Below are 18,952 nucleotides of genomic sequence, written 5' to 3'. Positions count from 1 at the left end.
TCTCCCATTATTCTACGATTTTCATCAACAGACCAGCTAGAATATGACTATTTTTTGCCTTCGTTTGTGTCATAAGCTGGATGAGTAAGCGGATATCTTCATGAGTTTTCGAGGCTACTAAAGTTTCAAGGATATCTAACATAAGCTTAGCTCGTGTTTCTGGAGTGATCTGATAGCGAAGATAGGGAGAATCAGGATGGGGCTGTTTATCTTCAGTATCAATAAACAATAAAGTTTCTTGAATGAGATCCTGAGCATAACGATGTAGAGATAATTTTTTCTCAGGATCTTTAGTAAGATTATACAAAGCTAAATCAGCATAAGCACGAATTACAGGTTCTCCAGGGAGCTGGGAAGCCCGTGAAAGAATTTCTAAAGCTTGTTGATGTGAAGAATGTGCTAAAAAAGTTATTGCCTTAGAAGCTAGGGATGTTTTTTGGCTTAATAGGATCTTTTCTATATAAGGAAGATACGCTTCTTTGGGCAGTTGTAATAGGGACATAAGAATTTGTTCTTCAGAACTCTGAATTGCTGATAAAGCCTTAGCACGTTCTGTAGGATTTTGAGGAAGGATAATTCCTCGACATTTCCATGCTTGTGTAGCGCGCCCTCTAGAAAATGCTGGAATAAGTGCTTGGCTATAGTGTGGTTGTATTAACCATTCTGTAATGTAGTCAAGAAGGTGAGGATGAGTGCATCCTAAATGTATTAATGCTAAGCCAGCATTTAACTTTGCTTCGCTGTTTTTGGTATTTAAAAATACAGGAAGAAGTAGAGGAACTCCCACTTCTTTTGATAATAATCGTCCTGTGTAGAGAGCATTCGAGCGTTCTTCTTGTATCTGTTTTTCAAAAATAGGAAGAGCCTCTTCTTCTTTGCCAATAGCAATTAATGCTTGAGCAGCAGCCAAGGATAAATCAGGATCATTTCTTTCTGAGAGTTTTTTTATAGCATTGTAGCTTTGGCCATCTTTTAGCATACCTAAAGCATAAACAGCAGCTTCACGATCTAAAGGAGAAGCGCTTGTTAATAAATGCCGTAATGTAGGTAGAAATCGTTTTTGTTGATACTCTCCAATAAGTAGGGCTGCGTAATTTCTTGTTGTGGTTTTTGTTGATGAAAGCAGCTGGCGTACATAAGTGTCTGATTCTTCAGTTTCTAATCTTAGGAAGATAGCAGCAGAAAGACATTGGATTTCTTCAGGGAGCTTATAAATGAAAGAATGGAGGTAATCGATAACTTTAATATTTTTTGATCCCGCTAAGCGATAGGCTGCTTCTAAACGAATCACAGGATAGGCAGAGGCTAGAGCCTTGAATAACAGCTCATCGGATGTTTTCCCTAGGTGCGAAGATAGAGCAGATAATACTAATAGTTGCTGCAGGGGATCTTCTGTTTCCATAGCTTGTGAGAGGATCTCTAATGCTTCTGAAGAACCTACAATACCTGCACCTATAATTGTACTTTTTCTTCTGTAGGGATCTTCTGAGCGTAATCCTTGTCTCAAGCAATTCTCAGAGATTTTTCTTAATAAAGAAAAATCGTGTCCCCCATAAGTATCTAAAGCTTCTAAATAGGCAACAAGAGCTTGTTCTACAGATTTTTGGCTAGTGTAAAGGATCTTATGGCTTAAAGGATCAGGAAAGTTGCCAAAAACTAAACAAGGTAAACTAAATAGTAGTCCTAGGGGTGCGATTAAACGAGATAATCCCATAAATTAACGTCGAACTCCAACAAGAGATGTTGCAATGTTTTAATAGGAAGACCCTGGACGTTATATGAGCAGCCCTGGATATTATGAATAATTAATCCCCCGCCTTCTTGAATGCTATAGCCTCCACATTTATCCAAAGTAGAAAATGCCTGGACATACCTTCCTAAGTATTCTTCTGGGAGTTTAGTAAATGTCACTTGTGTTGTCTCTTCTCCAGTTACTAGTTTCTGATCCTTGAAAAGAGCAATACTGGTGATTACGAAATGTGTTTGACCGCTTAATGTTTTCAACATTTCAATAGCTTCATCATAAGAGTTTGGCTTATTGAAAATTTTTCCTTTATAGACGACAACAGTATCGGCAGTAAGGATCAAACCTTCAGGATTATGGTCTTTGACTATAGATTCGGCTTTCCCTACAGCTAATTCTCGTGAATATGCAATAGGATCACCTTGATAGGGAACAGCATGTTCTTCGAATTTTGATGAGATGCAAGTAAAGGGAATACGAAAATATTGTAGAATTGATTTTCTTCGTGGAGAAGAAGAGCCTAAGATCAATTGTGGTTCCATATGCCCTCAATAAAATATATTCTAGACTATTACACAGCTTAGGCTAGCTTGCTGCTGCTTGTGTAGTCTGCCATGGTTCCATCAAAGAAAGTGATCTTACCTTTATCGAAGATAAGAAGTTTTGTTGCGCACTCGTCGATTAAAGTTCTATCATGAGAAACAAATATGGATGTCCCTTTATAATCATTAATGGCCCAGGCTAATGCAGAAACAGATTCTAAGTCTAAGTGATTATTTGCTTCATCAAGAATAAGTACGTTGTGATTTTCCAACATCATCCCTGCCATAAGCAAACGTGCGGTTTCTCCTCCAGACAATGCTTTAATTTGTTTAAAGGCATCATCACCGCCAAACAACATCTTTCCTAAAACACTACGGATTTCTTGATCATTGATACCTGTTTTGCGGTTGCGCAACCATTCAAATAGTGTCTCGTCTCCGCAATCCTTTAAGACATCAGAATGATTCTGAGGAAAATAGGAATAAGCAACCTGATGACCAATTTTAATGGATCCTTGATTAGGGGACTCTACACCGGCTAAAAGCTTCATTAATGTAGTTTTGCCAAGACCATTGTTTCCAATAATCCCTAACTTATCTCCTTGATAGATCTCTAAAGAGAAAGGCTGAAATACAGGATCTTCATTATTATAACTTTTAGTGATACCCTCTATGGAAAAGACCACCTTCCCAGAAGCTTTTTCTGACAAGGGGAAGCGTATATAAGGACGCTGAATATTGGATTTTTTTAATTCTTGAGGTTGAAGCTTTTTAATTTCTCTTAAGCGAGATTGCACCTGACTTGCTCGAGAACCTGCTCCAAATTTGGCAACAAACTCTTTAAGCTGAGCAATTTTTTTCTCTTTAGATTTAATGTCAGCTTTCTCTTGATCTCTAGAAGCTGTTTTCATTTCTACCATCGCATCGTAATTACCTGGATAGATGATGACGGTGTCATAATCAATATCAGCAATGTGAGTGGTAATGGTATTTAGGAAATGCCTGTCGTGGCTAACAACAATTACAGTGCCGTCGTAATCTTTTAAAAAATTTCCTAACCAGTTGATCGAATAAATGTCTAAATGGTTTGTAGGCTCATCAAGAAGTAGGGCTTCTGGATGACCAAACAAAGACTGACATAAAAGCACACGAAACTGCAAATCTATAGGAATCGTGGACATTTTATTATTGAATAATTCTTCAGGAATACCAATGCCTGTGAGAAGCTCTTCAGCTTCAGATTCTGCTCGGTAACCATTTTCTTCGCCGATGATTTCTTCCATCTCGCCGAGTTTGATACCAATGGCATCGGTGAACTCTTCTAGGTATAAAGCATCTCTTTTTTGCAGAGCATCCCACAAACGGGCATTACCCATAATCACGCAATCTATGACAGAAATGTCTCCAAAACTATCAATATTTTGACGTAAGATTCCAACTTTTTTAGGTAAAGAAATTGACCCGCGAGTAGGCTCTACGAAACCTGTGATTATTTTTAATAATGTAGATTTCCCCGCGCCGTTAGGTCCTGTTAATCCATAGCGATTTCCAGGATTGAAGACGACAGAAACGTCGTCGAACAGTACGCGTGTGCCTAAAGTTTTGCCGATTTTGTCAAGTACGATGCTCATAGCGTCTAGCATAACAAAGAGGCTCTTAGAGCACAAGAGGTTTGCCTAAGGTTTAACTATGGGGATGAGACTCATCATGAGTTTGCTTTTTAAGCTTCATAGATACATGAGTATAGATAGTTGTAGTTTCTAAAGAACTGTGTCCAAGAAGTGCTTGAATCGTTTTTAAGTCCATACCGTTCTCTAGCCAATGTGTGGCGATCGTATGACGGATTGTATGAGGCGTGATATTCGCTGACAAGCCTGATTGACGAAGATATTTTTGAAATTTTCTATCAATAGAACGCGTGGTTAATCTTTTTCCAAAACGATTTAAAAAAATTGCTTGAGCGTCTTGTTCTATAGTCGTTCTTTCTGGATGATTTAGGTATTGTTGTAACCATTGGGCTGCATGAGGGGTAATAGGGACAAGACGTTCTTTTTTCCCTTTTCCTTGGATACGGATAAGATTAGAATTAAAATCGATATCCCAATGATTGATAGCTACGATTTCGCTAATACGTAATCCTGAGCTATAAAATAGTTCTAGTAAGCAGCGATCACGAAACCCTGTATATTTCGATAGATCAGGGGTCGCCATCAGGATTTCTACTTGTTCATAAGTAATAGGTGAGGGTAATTCTTTAGGGAGCCTAGGTCCGTGAATTGTTTCTGTAGGATCCTCAAGGATAATCCGATGTCTTATACAATATTGTGAGAAACTTTTAATTGCTGAGAGGCGACGTTTTATCGTGCGTTTTGCTTTATTTTCTTGCATCAATTCTAAAATATAGAGACGCACTAGATCTTTCGTAAATAAAGAGAAAGAGAGCTCGGCTTCTTTTCTTTCTTGTGCAAGTAAGCAAATAGGTGCAGATGGAGAGAGTTTATTCTGTTTTTCTAAGAAACTTTTAAAACTGTTTAGATCTATACAATAGTTTCTTAAAGTATGAGGAGATGCTGTTTTTATGTTTTTTAGGTAATCAAGAAAAGCATAAAAAGCAGAGACCATAGTTTCCCTAAATATTTTTCTAAAGTATCTCCTTACTGAGATTTATTTAGAAGAGGGGTTTTTAGGAAAGGGATAACTGCGGAATTCTTCAGCGGCAGCAACATTAGGGAAAATTTTCCCAGCTTCTAATTCAAATTCTTTAGAATTTAAATACCGCGCAGAAAAGTGCGTGAGTACAAGCTGTTGTGCTCCTGCAGCTAAAGCTTGCGTAGCCGCTTGTTTTGCTGTCATATGGTAATGACTCTCTGCTAAATGACGATGCTCTTCAAGATATGTGCTTTCACATAACATGATCCTTGCATCTTTGGCTAAATCTATAACAGATTGGCAAGGGAGAGTATCGGCAATAACAGCCACGCTATCCCCTTTTCTTACATAGCTTACATCTTTAAGATATATAGTATTTCCATTTACTGTTACCTGATCATCGCGAATGAGATCTTGCATAATAGGTCCACGCAATCCTGAAGCTTTAATTTTTTCTGGAATGAATTTTATCGTGTCGGGTTCGGTGATTCTCCACCCCAAAGTATCTACAAGGTGATCGAGTTTACGCGCTTCAATACGAAAATTGCCGAAATCTTCAACAATTCCTTCTTTATCTATAGGGTGTTCTACAACATTTATGGTTTCGTGATAGATAGTGCCATAACGTAGGCGATCGAAGTACTTTTTCCCTGAAGCTGGGTAATAGCAGTGTATGGGATGGGTAACTTTATCTAAGTTCAGCCTCATAAGCATGGAGCCCAAACCTAAACAGTGATCCCCATGAAAATGGCTGATAAAAATTCTGGAGACTACGGTGGGAGCAATATTAGCAAAAATGAATTGTCTTTGTGTTCCCTCGCCTGGATCAAAAAGCAAGCCTTCGTTATTCCAACGAAATAGATAGGCTCCTTGATTACGCGTTCGCGTAGGTTGTTGACTAGAGCAACCTAAAATGATTAATTCTCTACAGCTCATAAATTTAGGGGAAAGTTTCCGAGGAAAAAAATAGAATAAACTAATCTAGTAAAAATACTCTACTAGAACTTATCTCTAGATATTATGAATTTTATTTTTAATCCACGCAGTTGAAGTAATCGCGATACTTCGAGGGTAAAGAAGGTTTGGTTACAGGGTTAAGTTGTGTTCTAGGGCTGGAGGAATCAGAATCTGAGTCAGAATCAGAAGAGGACAGATTAGAAGATGCGCTAGTAGAGGAACCTTTGGGCCGAATTAGACTTAGAACTGTTGAAGTTTTTCTTCGTTGTTTTGGTGTTTCATCAGAAGATGTACTTTGAGCTTGTGTCTGAGGACGAGCTTTTAGAGTTCTTCGTTGTCTTCTACGGATTTTCCCTTCCTGTTCTTGAGCATATTTTTTCTCATCATCTTTGATGATTTCATGAAGTAGACGGTTGTGTCGTGTATCTAGTTTGGACAGATCTAAATCCCTAGGGCGTACAGCAACGAGAGGTTTTGATAAACAGCTCATGATTATGGGAAATAGAACCATGCCTACAAGAAGTGAGGCTAAGGCAGTGATACCAATGTAAATCCCTTCAGGGAGAAATGGTGTAACTAGAAAACCTCCCATCATAACTGCTGTTAGCAAAGCTAAGACAAGCATGCAAATTAGAGCAATAAGGTTACTGCCTTTCTTGCCTTCTACTTTCTTTGTCGGATCTGTTGTTATAGTATGGTTGGTATGATTTTTTTGGACAGCAACATCGGGAGTTAATCCAGGGACGGTCATGAAAGTCTACTGCATGGGTTTATTTTAAGAATGTGCAGTTTAGAAATTTTGAGAACGTTTGTAAATATACAGTTTTTTTTCTAGTTGGAGTTTAGAGCCGTTAATTTATAAAGAAAACGGCTCTAAATTATCTCATGAGAGTTAATTAATGCCTGGAAACGCAACTTTGAAAACATCGTCATAATGTGCAACAAAATGAATCTTCAGACCTTTTTTTAGATAGGCGGGCAGTTCTTCATAATCACGACGGTTATCCTCTGGAAAGATTAAGACGTTTAATCGTGATCGACGTGCAGCTATGAGTTTCTCGCGAATTCCTCCCACTCCTAATACACGTCCTGTTAGTGTGATTTCACCCGTCATACCTAAGTTCTCTAAAATAGGTGTGTCCAAAAGTAAAGACAATAAGGAAGTCACCATCGTTACACCTGCTGAAGGACCATCTTTAGGTGTTGCCCCTTCAGGAATATGAATGTGCACCTGAGATTTAGAGAAAAAGCTATAACCAGGAGCATAACGTTCCAATGCGCTATGCAGATATGTCCAAGCAATCTGAGAGGATTCTTTCATAACATCTCCAGCTTGTCCTGTAAGATGCATATCAGTTTTCATTGAAGGAACTTGAACACTTTCAATATATAAAGTAGCTCCTCCTAAAGATGTCCAAGCTAATCCGGTAGCGACACCGATAGGTGTGTTGTCATAAAAACGATCGCTGGAGAAGATAGGCTTGCCTAAATAATCCTGAAGGTTACTTACATTAATTTTATATTGTGTATGTTTTGGATGCGTCTTTTCCTGATTTTTAACTATTTTAAGTGCGACTTTTCTTAGGACTTTTTTAATGTTTCCATTTAATGTACGCACACCAGCTTCCCTAGCATAGTTATTAATCATATGCTTTAAAGCTTCGGGTTGGAATACAATCTCACGAGCTGTTAGCCCCATTTCCTTTCGTGCTCGAGGAACAAGATATTTCGTTGCGATCTGGAGCTTTTCTTCAAGAATATAACCTGAAAGACGGAGAATTTCCATACGATCTAAAAGAGGATCAGGAATAGTATCCAATACGTTTGCCGTTAGAATAAATAGAACGTTAGATAGATCTACTCGTACGTCAAGGTAATGATCTAGGAAGTCTTTATTCTGTTCCGGATCTAAAACTTCTAATAAGGCCGATGCAGGATCGCCGTGGTAGCTCGCACCGATTTTATCAACCTCGTCAATCATGATGACGGGATTCATAGCTTGACTTTGTTTTAATGCTTGGACCATTTTTCCAGGCATAGCACCGATGTAGGTGCGTCGGTGTCCCTTGATTTCAGCTTCATCACGCATTCCGCCTACTGAAAAACGGAAAAATTTACGGTGTAAAACTTTGGCTATACTACGACCGATACTTGTTTTACCTACTCCTGGAGGCCCTACTAGACAAATAATACTTCCTTTAAGACCCTTCGATAATTTTCCCACACTAATCAGTTCTAGAATACGTTGTTTGATGTCTTCCAGGCCGTAGTGGTCTTTATTAAGAATTACTTCAGCTTTCTTGAGATCGTGGTATTCTTTGCTCTGAATTCCCCAAGGAATGATAGTTAACCAATCTAAGTAGTTACGGCATACGGTATATTCTGCTGAGGATGTTTCCAAGGTTTGGAGTTTTTCCATCTCATCTTGAATAACTTCCATGGCATAATCAGGGACCTGGCGTTTTTTTAACCGGTCCATGAATTTTTCTAAATCAATAGCGCGATCTTCTTTTTCTAGCCCCAGCTCCTTTTTGATCGTTTTCAGCTGTTCTTTTAAGAAGAATTCTTTCTGACTTTTGGTGATCGTTGCTTCGATCTTTTGATTGATACTACTTTGTAGACGGCTAAGATCCAGCTCTTTTTTAAGGAGGATCAAAGCTTTATCAATACGATCGTGCATATTTGTTGTTTCAAGCACTTCTTGAAGTTCTTCCCTAGTAGCTGTTGTTAGCGCTACAGAAAAATCAGCGAGCTTTCCCGGTTCAGTAAAATCTGAATGTCCAAGAAAGATTTGGAGCTCTTCCTTAAATAGGGGATTAAGTTTTAAGAGGTCTTTAATTACAGAAACAATACTAATAGAATATGCTTTTAGCTCTTCTGTTAGTTCTTTATTGTCTTTATGATAGGAGACGCGTGCTTTAAGATATTTATCTTTGAGAGGCTCTACAATGCGGATGCGTTCTTCTATGCTAAGTAATATTTGCGCGCTGCCTCCTTCTATAGGCATAATACGCAAGATGCGCGCTGCCACACCTACACGATAAAGCTGGTTGAAACCAACTTTTAAAATGTCCGCATCTTCCTTTTTGGTAAGAACTAAACCTATGTATTTTTGCGAAGACTTTGCTAGAAGCTTTAATACCTCGTAATAGGGTCCTGATTCTATAAGAATTGGAGCCGCCATACCCGGGAAAAAAGGACGTTTATTTAGTGGGAGGATAAATAATTCGGAAGGTAAGGAACGATCATCTGATTTTTCTTCGACTTCCTCAGATTCATCTAAAAGTTTTTCTACTTCTTCAGGATTGGGATCCAAGATCTGAGAGTCGTTATTTATTGTAGAGTCCACAATTGTCCTTATACTAAAATCATCGGATACATTTATCTAAGTTGCTCTGATAACTTATTGATAGCAGCACTTTCAACAATAAAGATCCTCTTTTCGATATATTACAAAATAATCGAAATTAGTGCACCTACACAACTACTAGAGAAATAGCAGAGCCAAGGAATAAGAATTAAAAAAGATGAGGGTTTTACGCAAATCGTTTTTCTTGATTTTTAAAAAAAACAATTCTCGAATATTTTTGCCTATATGTTTCAGATTAAATAATTTCTCATGTTTTTTTATCAGATCTTGATTTAGAATAATTTTCAGATCATCGGTATCACTCTTGTTGCTAGCTATTTGAATTGTCTAAGATCTGTAAAAGATTTTCTGATAATCAAGAAAATTGTTATCAATTTTCTAGTTTACAAGAGATTGTCCGAATTCTCTTTGCAATAAGAGAATGAACGGTCGTTCAATCAAAATAACAACATTTTTAGATTAAAGAAAAGTTTTCAAGCTTTTTAGAACGTAATAAATCTATTTTAGATTTATTGTGTTTGTATGCTGAGTTTAAATATTTCTAAATCTTTAGAGATGCTTATTTATTATTTAGTTTTGTTATTTTTTTTGATTAAAAGTTTTTTAGTTGCTATAGTTTACCTGTTCGATTCTAATTTGAATTATGCATTTTCATAGATATGTTATTATTGATACTTCTGGGTATCAACCATTTTTAGCCTACGTAGACCACCAGAAGGTATTGAAACACTGGCATCTACCCGTTGGTCCAGATCAAGGATTGGTCCTAGAATTTATTTTTAAAAATAGTTCTTTATGTTTCCAGGGGATTGGAGTTGCGGCTGGTCCAGGGAATTTTTCTGCAACGCGTGTTGGGTTGTCTTTTGCCCAGGGGTTGGCCTTATCTCGAAAGGTGCCTATGATAGGTTATAGTTCCTTGGAGGGATATTTGACTCCGAAGGACAAGGGAAAGGCTTTGATGCTTCCCTTAGGAAAGAAGGGCGGAGTATTAACTCTTAGCTCAGATCTCTCGGAAGATGGGTTTATCTATGAAAAGAACGGGGTTGGTCCCGGAATTTTATTACCCTATGGAGAAGCTTCCGAGTATTGTTTAGCAAATAATTGCTACCACGTCATCTCTCCCAATCCACAACTTTTCATTGATAGTTTTTCAAATAGCATTCGTATAGAAGAAGTAGCACCTTCAATTGACCATATCAGGAGAAATGTAGTTTCTCAACTTATGCTTTTGGAGTGTAGTCAGCAACTGATCCCAGACTACCGCAGTTGTTCTTGTTTTTTTTAATTTAACAATATTCCAATCAGTAGGCACGCTGGATTAAAATCAATCCTACTGCTTTTTCAGTGCGTTGCACGTCAACTAACTCTTGAAGGGTAATAGATCTGATGTTACAATCGAGGCGCCTCTAACATAGCAGAGTGAGACGTATAGCTGTATTGTTTTAGGCTTAACAGTGATTATTATGCGAAATAAGGTAATGCATGCCCAGTGTTAAAGTTAGAGTTGGTGAGCCTGTAGATCGAGCTCTGAGAATTTTGAAAAAGAAAGTTGATAAAGAAGGGATCTTAAAGGCTGCTAAAGCACACAGGTTTTATGATAAACCTTCAGTAAAGAAGCGAGCTAAATCTAAAGCCGCAGCTAAATACCGCAGTCGTTAGAAAAATATCCCATCTAGTGGTGTTTGATTTATGGATTACTATGATGTTTTAGGTGTTTCTAAAACTGCCTCGCCCGAGGAAATAAAAAAATCTTACCGTAAGTTAGCCGTTAAGTATCACCCTGACAAAAATCCAGGAGATGCTGAGGCTGAAAAACGTTTCAAGGAAGTCTCCGAAGCTTATGAAGTTTTGAGTGATCCTCAAAAGCGAGAATCTTACGATCGCTATGGTAAGGACGGACCTTTTGCCGGAGCCGGTGGTTTCGGTGGTGCGGGCGGCATGGGCAACATGGAAGATGCTCTGCGCACCTTTATGGGAGCTTTCGGCGGAGAGTTTGGTGGCGGCGGAAGCTTTTTTGAAGGTCTATTTGGTGGTCTTGGAGAAGCTTTTGGCATGCGTGGCGATCCTGCGGGAGCCCGTCAGGGAGCTAGTAAGAAAGTTCATATCACCCTAACATTTGAAGAAGCTGCTCGTGGCGTAGAGAAAGAGCTCCTCGTCTCTGGATATAAAACTTGTGAAACTTGTTCTGGTAGTGGTGCTGCTAGTGAGCAAGGAATTAAATGCTGCGATCGATGCAAAGGTTCTGGACAGATCGTTCAGAGTCGTGGATTTTTTTCTATGGCATCAACATGTCCTGAGTGCGGTGGAGAGGGGCGTGTGATCACGGATCCTTGTTCCAATTGTCGAGGACAAGGAAGAATTAAAGATAAACGCAATGTTCATGTACAAATTCCTGCCGGAGTTGATTCTGGAATGCGTTTAAAGATGGAAGGTTATGGAGATGCCGGGCAAAACGGAGCTCCTGCTGGAGATCTCTACGTTTTTATTGATGTAGAAACGCACCCTGTTTTTGAGAGACGCGGGGATGATCTGATTTTGGAATTGCCTATTGGTTTTGTCGACGCAGCTTTAGGAATGAAGAAAGAAATCCCCACCCTCTTGAAGGAAGGCACGTGCCGCCTTACGGTTCCTGAAGGAATCCAAAGTGGAACAATTCTTAAGATTAAGAATCAGGGATTCCCGAATGTTCATGGTAGAGGACGCGGAGATTTACTTGTTCGAGTTTCTGTAGAGACCCCACAAAATCTATCAGAAGAACAAAAGGAGTTACTCCGCAAGTTCGCAACTACGGAAAAGGCAGAGAATTTCCCTAAGAAACGTAGTTTCTTGGATAAAATAAAGGGTTTTTTTTCCGACTTCGCCGTATAGATAAGGGATAGCGTGAGTCTATCCGAGGAGCAGGTATGGTAGCAATACAGCATGAACTAGGATCTTCTATTAAGGAAGTTCTGAAATTAGTCTGGAGTTTAAGATTTGCTGAGAACAAAATGCTCCTTCTTTCTCGACAAAGCGACTCTGGAGGAACTTTCCAGTTATCTTGTGCTGGTCATGAACTTGCAGGAGTTGTCGCAGGAAAGAGTCTCATCCCAGGTAAAGATTGGTCTTTCCCTTATTATAGAGATCAAGGATTTCCTATAGGGTTAGGATGTGATTTTTCCGAGATCTTTGCTTCTTTTCTTGCAAGATTAGCTCCCAATCATTCTTCTGGTAGAATGATGCCCTACCATTATTCCCACAAAAAATTGCGTATTTGTTGTCAGTCTAGTGTTGTCGGTACACAATTTCTTCAGGCTGCAGGACGGGCTTGGGCTGCGAAACATACAAAATCTAAAGAAGTCGTCTATGTCTCTGGAGGAGACGGAGCTACATCTCAAGGAGAGTTCCATGAGATGTTAAATTACGTTGCCCTACATAAGCTACCCTTAGTTACAGTAGTCCAGAATAATGCCTGGGCAATTTCTGTTCCTTTTAAAGATCAATGCTCTACAGACTTAGCTCGTTTAGGAGAAAGTTATCAGGGTCTTTCAGTATATGAAGTAGACGGTGGCGATTATTTCGGTCTGGTAGATGTATTTTCTAAAGCTGTGGATCAAGCTAGACATGATTCTATTCCTGCTTTAATTCTTATCAAAGTTATGCGTTTAGAGCCGCATAGCAACTCTGATAACCATGAGAAATATCGTAGTCGTGAAGACTTAGATCATTGCATAAGTAATGATCCTCTAATTCGTTTAGAACGACAAATGATAGAGGAATGCGGTATTTCATCTGCTGAGATTTTAGAAATAAAAGCTGAAGCAGAAGCTGAGATTGCTCGTGCTTGCGAACTTGCTGAAGCGCTCCCTTTCCCTAGCAAAGGTTCTACAAGTCATGACGTATTTTCTCCACATACGATTTCTCTAATTGATTATGAAGATTCTTTAGAAGCTCAGCGTTTACGCGATACACAACCGAAAGTAATGCGCGACGCAATTACGGAAGCTCTGATTGAAGAAATGAACAGAGATTCTGGAGTAGTTGTTTTCGGTGAAGATGTTGCTGGAGATAAAGGTGGAGTTTTTGGTGTTACAAGAAATCTTACTGATAAATTTGGTATAGAACGTTGTTTTAACACGCCGTTAGCAGAAGCTACAATTATAGGAACTGCTATCGGTATGGCTATGGATGGTATTCATAAGCCTGTTGCTGAAATTCAGTTTGCTGATTATATCTGGCCAGGAATTAATCAGTTATTTTCCGAAGCTTCTAGTATTTACTACCGTTCTGCAGGAGAGTGGGAAATCCCTTTAGTTATTAGAGCTCCTTGTGGAGGGTATATACAAGGTGGTCCTTACCATTCTCAAAGTATAGAAGCATTTTTAGCACATTGTCCGGGAATTAAAGTTGCGTATCCGTCTAACGCTGCGGATGCAAAGGCTTTATTAAAAGCTGCAATTCGTGATCCCAATCCAGTAGTTTTTTTAGAGCATAAGGCGTTATATCAACGACGTATTTTTAGCGCTTGCCCAGTATTTTCTTCGGATTATGTTTTGCCTTTCGGTAAAGCAGCGATTACTCATCCAGGTTCGGATCTAACAATTGTTTCTTGGGGAATGTCCTTGGTTATGAGTATGGAAGTTGCTAGGGAATTAGAAGCTTTAGATATTTCTGTTGAGGTTATCGACTTACGAACCATAGTTCCTTGTGATTTCGCTACCGTTTTAGAATCTGTGAAGAAAACAGGGAAACTTCTTATTGCTCACGAGGCTTCAGAGTTTTGTGGATTCGGTAGTGAGCTTGCTGCTACTGTAGCCGAACAGGCATATTCGTATCTTGATGCACCTATCCGTCGTGTTGCTGGATTACATGCTCCTGTTCCCTACTCAAAGATACTCGAAAATGAAGTTCTTCCACAGAAAGAGAAAATTCTTCAAGCAGCAAAAAGCTTAGCAGAATTTTAATTGTTGTAAGCTTTTTGTAAGATAGACAACAGAGGGAGTTCTTTTTGGTTGTTTACGGTAATTTGTTTTACCGTTCGTTCTTTGCATCTTTCTTCTATACGTATAGCTTCTAGTAAGGCTAAGGCACATTGAGAATACCACATTTCGTATTCTTCTTGATGTGAGCTAATATCATTTAATCCTAGAAGTTCGAGCTGCAGCGAGGTAATTTTATTTTCCCTACAAATACGGAAGCATTTGAGATAAGCATCTACGAGATTTTTAAAGGCTTCCTTATGGTTGAAATCTTGAAAGGTAATAGCTCTTTGTAATTGTTTAGTATAGAGAAGAACTTCGATAGTAGGTGGGTTGATAAAGATCAAATGAGAGGCAGGCGCTATTTCCTCAGACTTATTTATCCAAGGTCCATAAGCTATAGAACCTGGGGGGAATTTCGTGGAATTAGGTTGTGTAATATCATTCCAACATTCCTTTTCTATACGTCCAATTAATGCTAGTGTTCTATTAATTACATAACTGGAATCTCTGTCAGAGTTCGTACAGAGCATAATCGCAGAATCTTTATTTTTTAATAGAGGGTCATTTATAGGATGTCCTTTATAAAAAGATAGCTGTATACCGGTCTTTGGATTGCTTACAAAGACATATTCCGTATTTTTATTAATTTTATTTGCATAGGGAAGCACTAGACCTAGGGTGTAAGTATTTTTCAAGCGCTTTGCAACACCTGATAACGTAAGATCTAAGAAAGTCGGTGTGGAAATAGACAAAAGACGTTTTCTTAGCATTATTAAAATCAGAGAGCTAAGGATAACGAAAACAGCCCCTAAAATAAGTAGAGGAGAGGAAAAAGCTAAAGATTGCCCTGAAGATAACGCTAGTATACCTCCTAATAAAAATGCCAATCCTAAAGCAGCTATTGCCTGTATGATATGCAATGTTTTTATTTTTAAGTTGCATAGGCTTACATGTGCCTCCGATAATCTTAAAGACATGCTTAGGGTTTGATTTTTCACATGATGGTGAGTTAAAAGCATGAAAGCGTCCTAAGATAAATACAATCAGAGATATAGTCATAAAATTGTAAGATAAGCAAGGGAGCTTAACAATAAAATTTTTGATAACGACAAAAATTTTTTATAGAAGATGGAAAGGTTCTCCAGATTATTGAGATCTGGAGAACACTATATTAAGATGGATATGCTTGTTGTAAGGCTGAGAGCAAGGGTAGTTCTGTTCTACTATTTACAGTAATATGTATAAGCGTGCTTCCCGGGGTTTCTTCTTCGATACGGATAGCTTCTAATAAAGCCAGGGCGCATCCTGAATACCAAGCTTCGTATTCTTCTTGATCTGATCCAATATTATTTAGTCCTAGAAGTTCAAGTTGAATCGAAGTGATTCCATTTTCTTTACAGGTTGCAAATATGGTTTGATACATTCGTACAGTAGCTCTGAATTCTCTTTCATAATCGAAATCGTCGAAGTTAATCGCTCTGCGATGTACATCACGTGTAAGAGTAATGAGGGGAGGATTTGCGCAGATGAGATGACTTGCAGGTGGTATATCTTTGTTTTTATTTACCCAAGGTCCGGCAACAACGGATTCTGGAGGGAATTTTGTAGAATCGGGTTTTGTAATATCATCCCAACAAGCTTTTTCTATATGTGGACCGAAGGCTAGCGATCTCCCTAGTAAAAGATGCTTCTCTCTTTCAGAATTTGTTAGGATAACTACCGCTGAATTTGTTTTCTTTGAGAACGGATCTTCAAGAGGATGCCCTTTTAGGAAGCATAAGAACAGATTATGTCTGTTACTACGTACGGTCACGTATTTCGTATTTTTATTTATACGTCCTCCAGGATGTATTTCAGTAACCCCAAAACGCATTCCTAATAGATTAGCTATGTATTGCGGTGTGAAGTCTAAAAATCCCGGAATTTGAATTTCAGGAACACGTACTCTCACAATAGGCCGTACCGGAGGTGTAGCCACAGGCGCTGGAGTTTCTACAGGCGCTGGGGGTGTTTTTACTACGGGAGAGGTAGGAGGTGTTGGTGGAGGCGTACCGCCGGGTTTAACTCCTGTAGGTTTTGGTGTGATCGGAGGAGATGAAGGTACGGGTGTTGGTAGAGTAGGTTTTCTTAAACGCGAAGCTAGAAAGAAACAGGTAAGAATCAATAAGGCAATGCCGATAACAAGTAGAGGTAAGGCAATGGCTAATGAAGAACCTAAGCATAAGGAGACAATACCTCCAATATTCAATGCGATTCCTAGTGCGGTGATTGTTTGTAAAATACGGGTAAGGCGTATCTTTAATTTTCCAAAATTCACATAAGTGGTTGGTGTTTCTGGAGTGAGATTTGTGCTCTGATTATTTGTGGGTGAAGTAGACACGAGCTTACCTTAAGTTGAATATAACCAATGCTATACTTTCATATTTTATAGCTATTTTAGGGAAAGGGCGTAGGTTTCACAATAAAAAAAATTTTCTATAGTTCAGAGACAGAGTTGGTTAGGGAGAGATTTTCTCCTGTTTTTGTTTTTTCTAAGCTAACGCCAAGAAAAAATAGAAGAATGAGAATTAGGGTAAGTTTTTCTTGAGATATAGGGGCGGGGGATAGGGATGTCAGAAAGTTATGACTATGAAGAAGAGGGTGTGAGATTATCCAAGAAATGCAAAATTTTGTTGCAGGAGCCATAAAGGGGAGAATCAAAGATAGAAGAATTAGAGAGAAAATCGGAAGGATAAGCAAGGGGAAAAAGAGATTGTAGATGAGACCATCTAATGGAAAATACCCGAAGAAATTCACAGCAGGGAAAAAGAGAAAGATCTGTGAGGCTAGTGCTATAGATAGAGCTCCCCAGAAATAGCGAACAAAGGGAAGTAAATACCCTGGGACTATTTCTTTCCAGGGTGAATAGAAAAAGCGAAATAGATGAGGGAAAAAAAGTAAAATACCCAAAGTAGCTAAAAAACTTAGAGAAAAAGCTGGAGATAGCGGGGAGAATACTAGAGAACACAAAATACATCCGAGCCCTAAACGATTCAGACTAGAGCAATATCCTGAAGAAAAAGGAGAAAGACAAATTAGTGCTAGGGAAATCCACGCTCTCCATACCGAAGGAGACCAGGGAAACAAAAGAGTTAATCCTGAAAGTGCAATGAAAGTAAGGAAATATTTTATTTTTGATGGGAATACGCTAAAAATGAAAAACAGAGCTGAGGCAAATAAGGAAAAATGCCATCCGGAAATAGCAAATAAGTGAGCCAAGCCTTTATTTTTGAAAATTTCTTTTAGATGTTTTGGTAAGGGAGTGCCAAGAAGAAGGCTAGAGGCGAATTTTCCTGGTTCCCCAGAAGAAAATAGATATAAAATACGTTTATGACATGATTCTCGTAATTTATGTTGAATGCATGCTATCTTTGTTGGCTGTATTTCTTCATAGCAACCATTAGACTTAAAAACAATTTGGGATGTATGATCTAACGTCGTTCCTTGAATGTGGTATTTTTTATTTAGTTCTAAATGTGCATCTATAAGAATAGTACAAGGAACATGACGGTATTTTTGCCCGCAGGGATATTGTAGGTGAACAGCTTCTCCAAAATATCTATTTTCTCTTCCGGATTTAATGATAAAGTTTCCCGATGATTGCCCTTTATGAATAGAAGAAGATCCTGATAGAGTTATCAGGGGTATAATCCAACAAATTCCCATAAAGAGTTGTTGTTTACGTTGTTGTTTGGGAATAAAAAGGGAAAGAGCTAGAAGTAATAATATCCCGCATAAAGGATGGGGACGCGCTAGAGTTCCCGTTAGCCAATAGAGTGCGCAGATTAATAGAGGATGTTGTTGTTGAAAGTATCGACAAGAATGAATTAGCTGTATCCATAGGGAATAAAAGGTTTGAATAAGGGCAGAGAATGAGAAAGTTTCAAAACGTTTTAGCATCGGTTCATTCTTTTCCCACTCTCGAAGTGTATTCTATAGAGCAATTGCGTGAAGAAATGTCTTGGGAAGAGATTTCCAAGAAAGCTCCTCGCTTGCCCCGAGGCTGGTACGAGCTGATGGGATTATCAAAACAGGACAGGCTAGATTTTTGCCAAGAATATTGGCTTACTGTTTTGGGGATTAATGATAATCAATTTCCAGGTATTTGTCGTTTTTTTTCTCTATTAGATAGTTTGGATGTTTATATTTATCGCTCTGCTAATGAACCCTACGATGCAAAGATGCTCTATACTTTTAGTGACGGCCGTTGTGGTTTTCAAGGTGAGCCTCCTTTATTAGAGACTGAGGGGCATTGCTTTCCTAGATTAGGGGATAATGATTATCAGAAGTTTTTCACGATTCATAATGGATTTGGGAAATGGGAAGATGAGGGAATTTTCTCCTACCGTTCTCTAGCCAAAGTTCAACATAAATTGCGAGAGCTGTTCTTACGTTTAAAAAAGATTTCTCCGGAAGACAATTGTGCTTCTTTGGGGATTTTCCCATTCTATGGTTATGAAGAACCTTTGACCTACCAATGTTTTCTTTTTGATCCTGAGGTGCGTAGGGATTTTCCTTCACCAAATGTATTGTTGAGCGAGGAAAGTCTACTTCATAGAACTTTAGAAAGTATTGAGCTTTTACATTTAACTACAAGTCATTATCCTTCTTTCCTTTCTTGGTTAGAAAACTACTTACATAGTGAAGAGGTGTATGGTGGATGAATGTAGAGAATGTGTTTTAGATGTTGAGG

15 protein-coding genes are annotated in these 18,952 nt (G+C 38.6%); 5 read left to right on the top strand and 10 right to left on the bottom strand.

All coding sequences use genetic code 11. The features are described from left to right. Positions 1 to 7: 7 nt before the first annotated feature. The 7 genes from O6937_RS04200 to lon all read right to left on the bottom strand — a co-directional run bounded on the left by O6937_RS04200 (position 8) and on the right by lon (position 9,241). On the bottom strand, positions 8 to 1,714 hold the full coding sequence (locus tag O6937_RS04200) for a HEAT repeat domain-containing protein (RefSeq protein WP_332390403.1): 1,707 nt from the start codon (positions 1,712 to 1,714) through the stop codon (positions 8 to 10). Further along, a complete protein-coding gene (locus O6937_RS04195) occupies positions 1,696 to 2,286 on the bottom strand; it encodes a Maf-like protein (protein ID WP_332390402.1) in 591 nt (196 codons plus the stop codon). The genes O6937_RS04200 and O6937_RS04195 overlap by 19 nt, the downstream gene beginning before the upstream one ends. Before the next feature lie 38 nt (positions 2,287 to 2,324). After that, positions 2,325 to 3,917, bottom strand: a complete 1,593-nt coding sequence (locus O6937_RS04190; RefSeq protein WP_332390401.1) for an ABC-F family ATP-binding cassette domain-containing protein — start codon at positions 3,915 to 3,917, stop codon at positions 2,325 to 2,327. 52 nt (positions 3,918 to 3,969) lie between these two features. Further along, entirely contained in the window at positions 3,970 to 4,908 is a 939-nt protein-coding gene (locus O6937_RS04185; RefSeq protein WP_332390400.1) for a tyrosine recombinase XerC, read from the bottom strand. Between the two features lie 42 nt (positions 4,909 to 4,950). Next, on the bottom strand, positions 4,951 to 5,871 hold the full coding sequence (locus tag O6937_RS04180) for a ribonuclease Z (protein WP_332390399.1): 921 nt from the start codon (positions 5,869 to 5,871) through the stop codon (positions 4,951 to 4,953). A gap of 97 nt (positions 5,872 to 5,968) precedes the next feature. Beyond that, positions 5,969 to 6,643, bottom strand: coding sequence for a hypothetical protein (locus O6937_RS04175; RefSeq protein WP_332390398.1), 675 nt, complete (start codon positions 6,641 to 6,643; stop codon positions 5,969 to 5,971). Between the two features lie 141 nt (positions 6,644 to 6,784). Then, positions 6,785 to 9,241 carry an endopeptidase La gene (gene lon / locus O6937_RS04170; RefSeq protein ID WP_332390397.1) on the bottom strand — a complete coding sequence of 819 codons (2,457 nt, stop codon included), beginning with the start codon at positions 9,239 to 9,241 and terminating at the stop codon, positions 6,785 to 6,787. Between the two features lie 664 nt (positions 9,242 to 9,905). Between lon and O6937_RS04165 the strand changes: the two genes are divergently transcribed. The 4 genes from O6937_RS04165 (at position 9,906) to O6937_RS04150 (ending at position 14,202) form a co-directional block, all read left to right on the top strand. Further along, positions 9,906 to 10,547, top strand: coding sequence for a tRNA threonylcarbamoyladenosine biosynthesis protein TsaB (locus O6937_RS04165; RefSeq protein ID WP_332381246.1), 642 nt, complete (start codon positions 9,906 to 9,908; stop codon positions 10,545 to 10,547). A 197-nt stretch (positions 10,548 to 10,744) separates the two neighbouring features. Next, positions 10,745 to 10,921 (top strand): 30S ribosomal protein S21, encoded by a 177-nt coding sequence (rpsU, locus tag O6937_RS04160; protein WP_006343002.1) that lies wholly within the window; start codon positions 10,745 to 10,747, stop codon positions 10,919 to 10,921. Positions 10,922 to 10,951: 30 nt separating this feature from the next. After that, positions 10,952 to 12,130 (top strand): molecular chaperone DnaJ, encoded by a 1,179-nt coding sequence (gene dnaJ / locus O6937_RS04155; RefSeq protein WP_332390396.1) that lies wholly within the window; start codon positions 10,952 to 10,954, stop codon positions 12,128 to 12,130. A gap of 35 nt (positions 12,131 to 12,165) precedes the next feature. Further along, positions 12,166 to 14,202: an alpha-ketoacid dehydrogenase subunit alpha/beta gene (locus O6937_RS04150; RefSeq protein WP_332390395.1), complete on the top strand. Its 2,037-nt coding sequence runs from the start codon at positions 12,166 to 12,168 to the stop codon at positions 14,200 to 14,202. Here the strand turns inward: O6937_RS04150 and O6937_RS04145 are convergent. From O6937_RS04145 to O6937_RS04135, 3 genes are all read right to left on the bottom strand, one after another. Continuing rightward, positions 14,199 to 15,239, bottom strand: coding sequence for a hypothetical protein (locus tag O6937_RS04145; protein ID WP_332390394.1), 1,041 nt, complete (start codon positions 15,237 to 15,239; stop codon positions 14,199 to 14,201). The two genes, O6937_RS04150 and O6937_RS04145, sit on opposite strands and share 4 nt — an antisense overlap. A 152-nt stretch (positions 15,240 to 15,391) precedes the next feature. Then, positions 15,392 to 16,600 carry a hypothetical protein gene (locus O6937_RS04140; RefSeq protein WP_332390393.1) on the bottom strand — a complete coding sequence of 403 codons (1,209 nt, stop codon included), beginning with the start codon at positions 16,598 to 16,600 and terminating at the stop codon, positions 15,392 to 15,394. Positions 16,601 to 16,695: 95 nt separating this feature from the next. Next, positions 16,696 to 18,159: a ComEC/Rec2 family competence protein gene (locus O6937_RS04135; RefSeq protein ID WP_332390392.1), complete on the bottom strand. Its 1,464-nt coding sequence runs from the start codon at positions 18,157 to 18,159 to the stop codon at positions 16,696 to 16,698. Here O6937_RS04135 and O6937_RS04130 point away from each other — a divergent pair. Next, the gene (locus tag O6937_RS04130) at positions 18,132 to 18,923 is read left to right on the top strand and encodes a hypothetical protein (protein ID WP_332390391.1); all 792 of its coding nucleotides are present in this window, start codon (positions 18,132 to 18,134) and stop codon (positions 18,921 to 18,923) included. The two genes, O6937_RS04135 and O6937_RS04130, sit on opposite strands and share 28 nt — an antisense overlap. The last annotated feature ends 29 nt before the right edge of the window (positions 18,924 to 18,952 follow it).

The sequence above is a fragment of the Chlamydia sp. 04-14 genome (assembly GCF_036632095.1).
Classification (GTDB): Bacteria; Chlamydiota; Chlamydiia; order Chlamydiales; family Chlamydiaceae; genus Chlamydia.
This window is presented reverse-complemented; position numbering and strand designations above follow the sequence as displayed.

Excerpts from the sequence above, each read along its gene's own strand:
- O6937_RS04200 (WP_332390403.1), bottom strand. The coding sequence starts at position 1,714 with ATGGGATTATCTCGTTTAATCGCACCCCTAGGACTACTATTTAGTTTA.
- O6937_RS04195 (WP_332390402.1), bottom strand. The coding sequence starts at position 2,286 with ATGGAACCACAATTGATCTTAGGCTCTTCTTCTCCACGAAGAAAATCA.
- O6937_RS04190 (WP_332390401.1), bottom strand. The coding sequence starts at position 3,917 with ATGAGCATCGTACTTGACAAAATCGGCAAAACTTTAGGCACACGCGTA.
- O6937_RS04185 (WP_332390400.1), bottom strand. The coding sequence starts at position 4,908 with ATGGTCTCTGCTTTTTATGCTTTTCTTGATTACCTAAAAAACATAAAA.
- O6937_RS04180 (WP_332390399.1), bottom strand. The coding sequence starts at position 5,871 with ATGAGCTGTAGAGAATTAATCATTTTAGGTTGCTCTAGTCAACAACCT.
- O6937_RS04175 (WP_332390398.1), bottom strand. The coding sequence starts at position 6,643 with ATGACCGTCCCTGGATTAACTCCCGATGTTGCTGTCCAAAAAAATCAT.
- O6937_RS04165 (WP_332381246.1), top strand. The coding sequence starts at position 9,906 with ATGCATTTTCATAGATATGTTATTATTGATACTTCTGGGTATCAACCA.
- rpsU (WP_006343002.1), top strand. The coding sequence starts at position 10,745 with ATGCCCAGTGTTAAAGTTAGAGTTGGTGAGCCTGTAGATCGAGCTCTG.
- dnaJ (WP_332390396.1), top strand. The coding sequence starts at position 10,952 with ATGGATTACTATGATGTTTTAGGTGTTTCTAAAACTGCCTCGCCCGAG.
- O6937_RS04150 (WP_332390395.1), top strand. The coding sequence starts at position 12,166 with ATGGTAGCAATACAGCATGAACTAGGATCTTCTATTAAGGAAGTTCTG.
- O6937_RS04145 (WP_332390394.1), bottom strand. The coding sequence starts at position 15,239 with ATGCTTTTAACTCACCATCATGTGAAAAATCAAACCCTAAGCATGTCT.
- O6937_RS04130 (WP_332390391.1), top strand. The coding sequence starts at position 18,132 with ATGAGAAAGTTTCAAAACGTTTTAGCATCGGTTCATTCTTTTCCCACT.
- O6937_RS04135 (WP_332390392.1), bottom strand. The coding sequence starts at position 18,159 with ATGCTAAAACGTTTTGAAACTTTCTCATTCTCTGCCCTTATTCAAACC.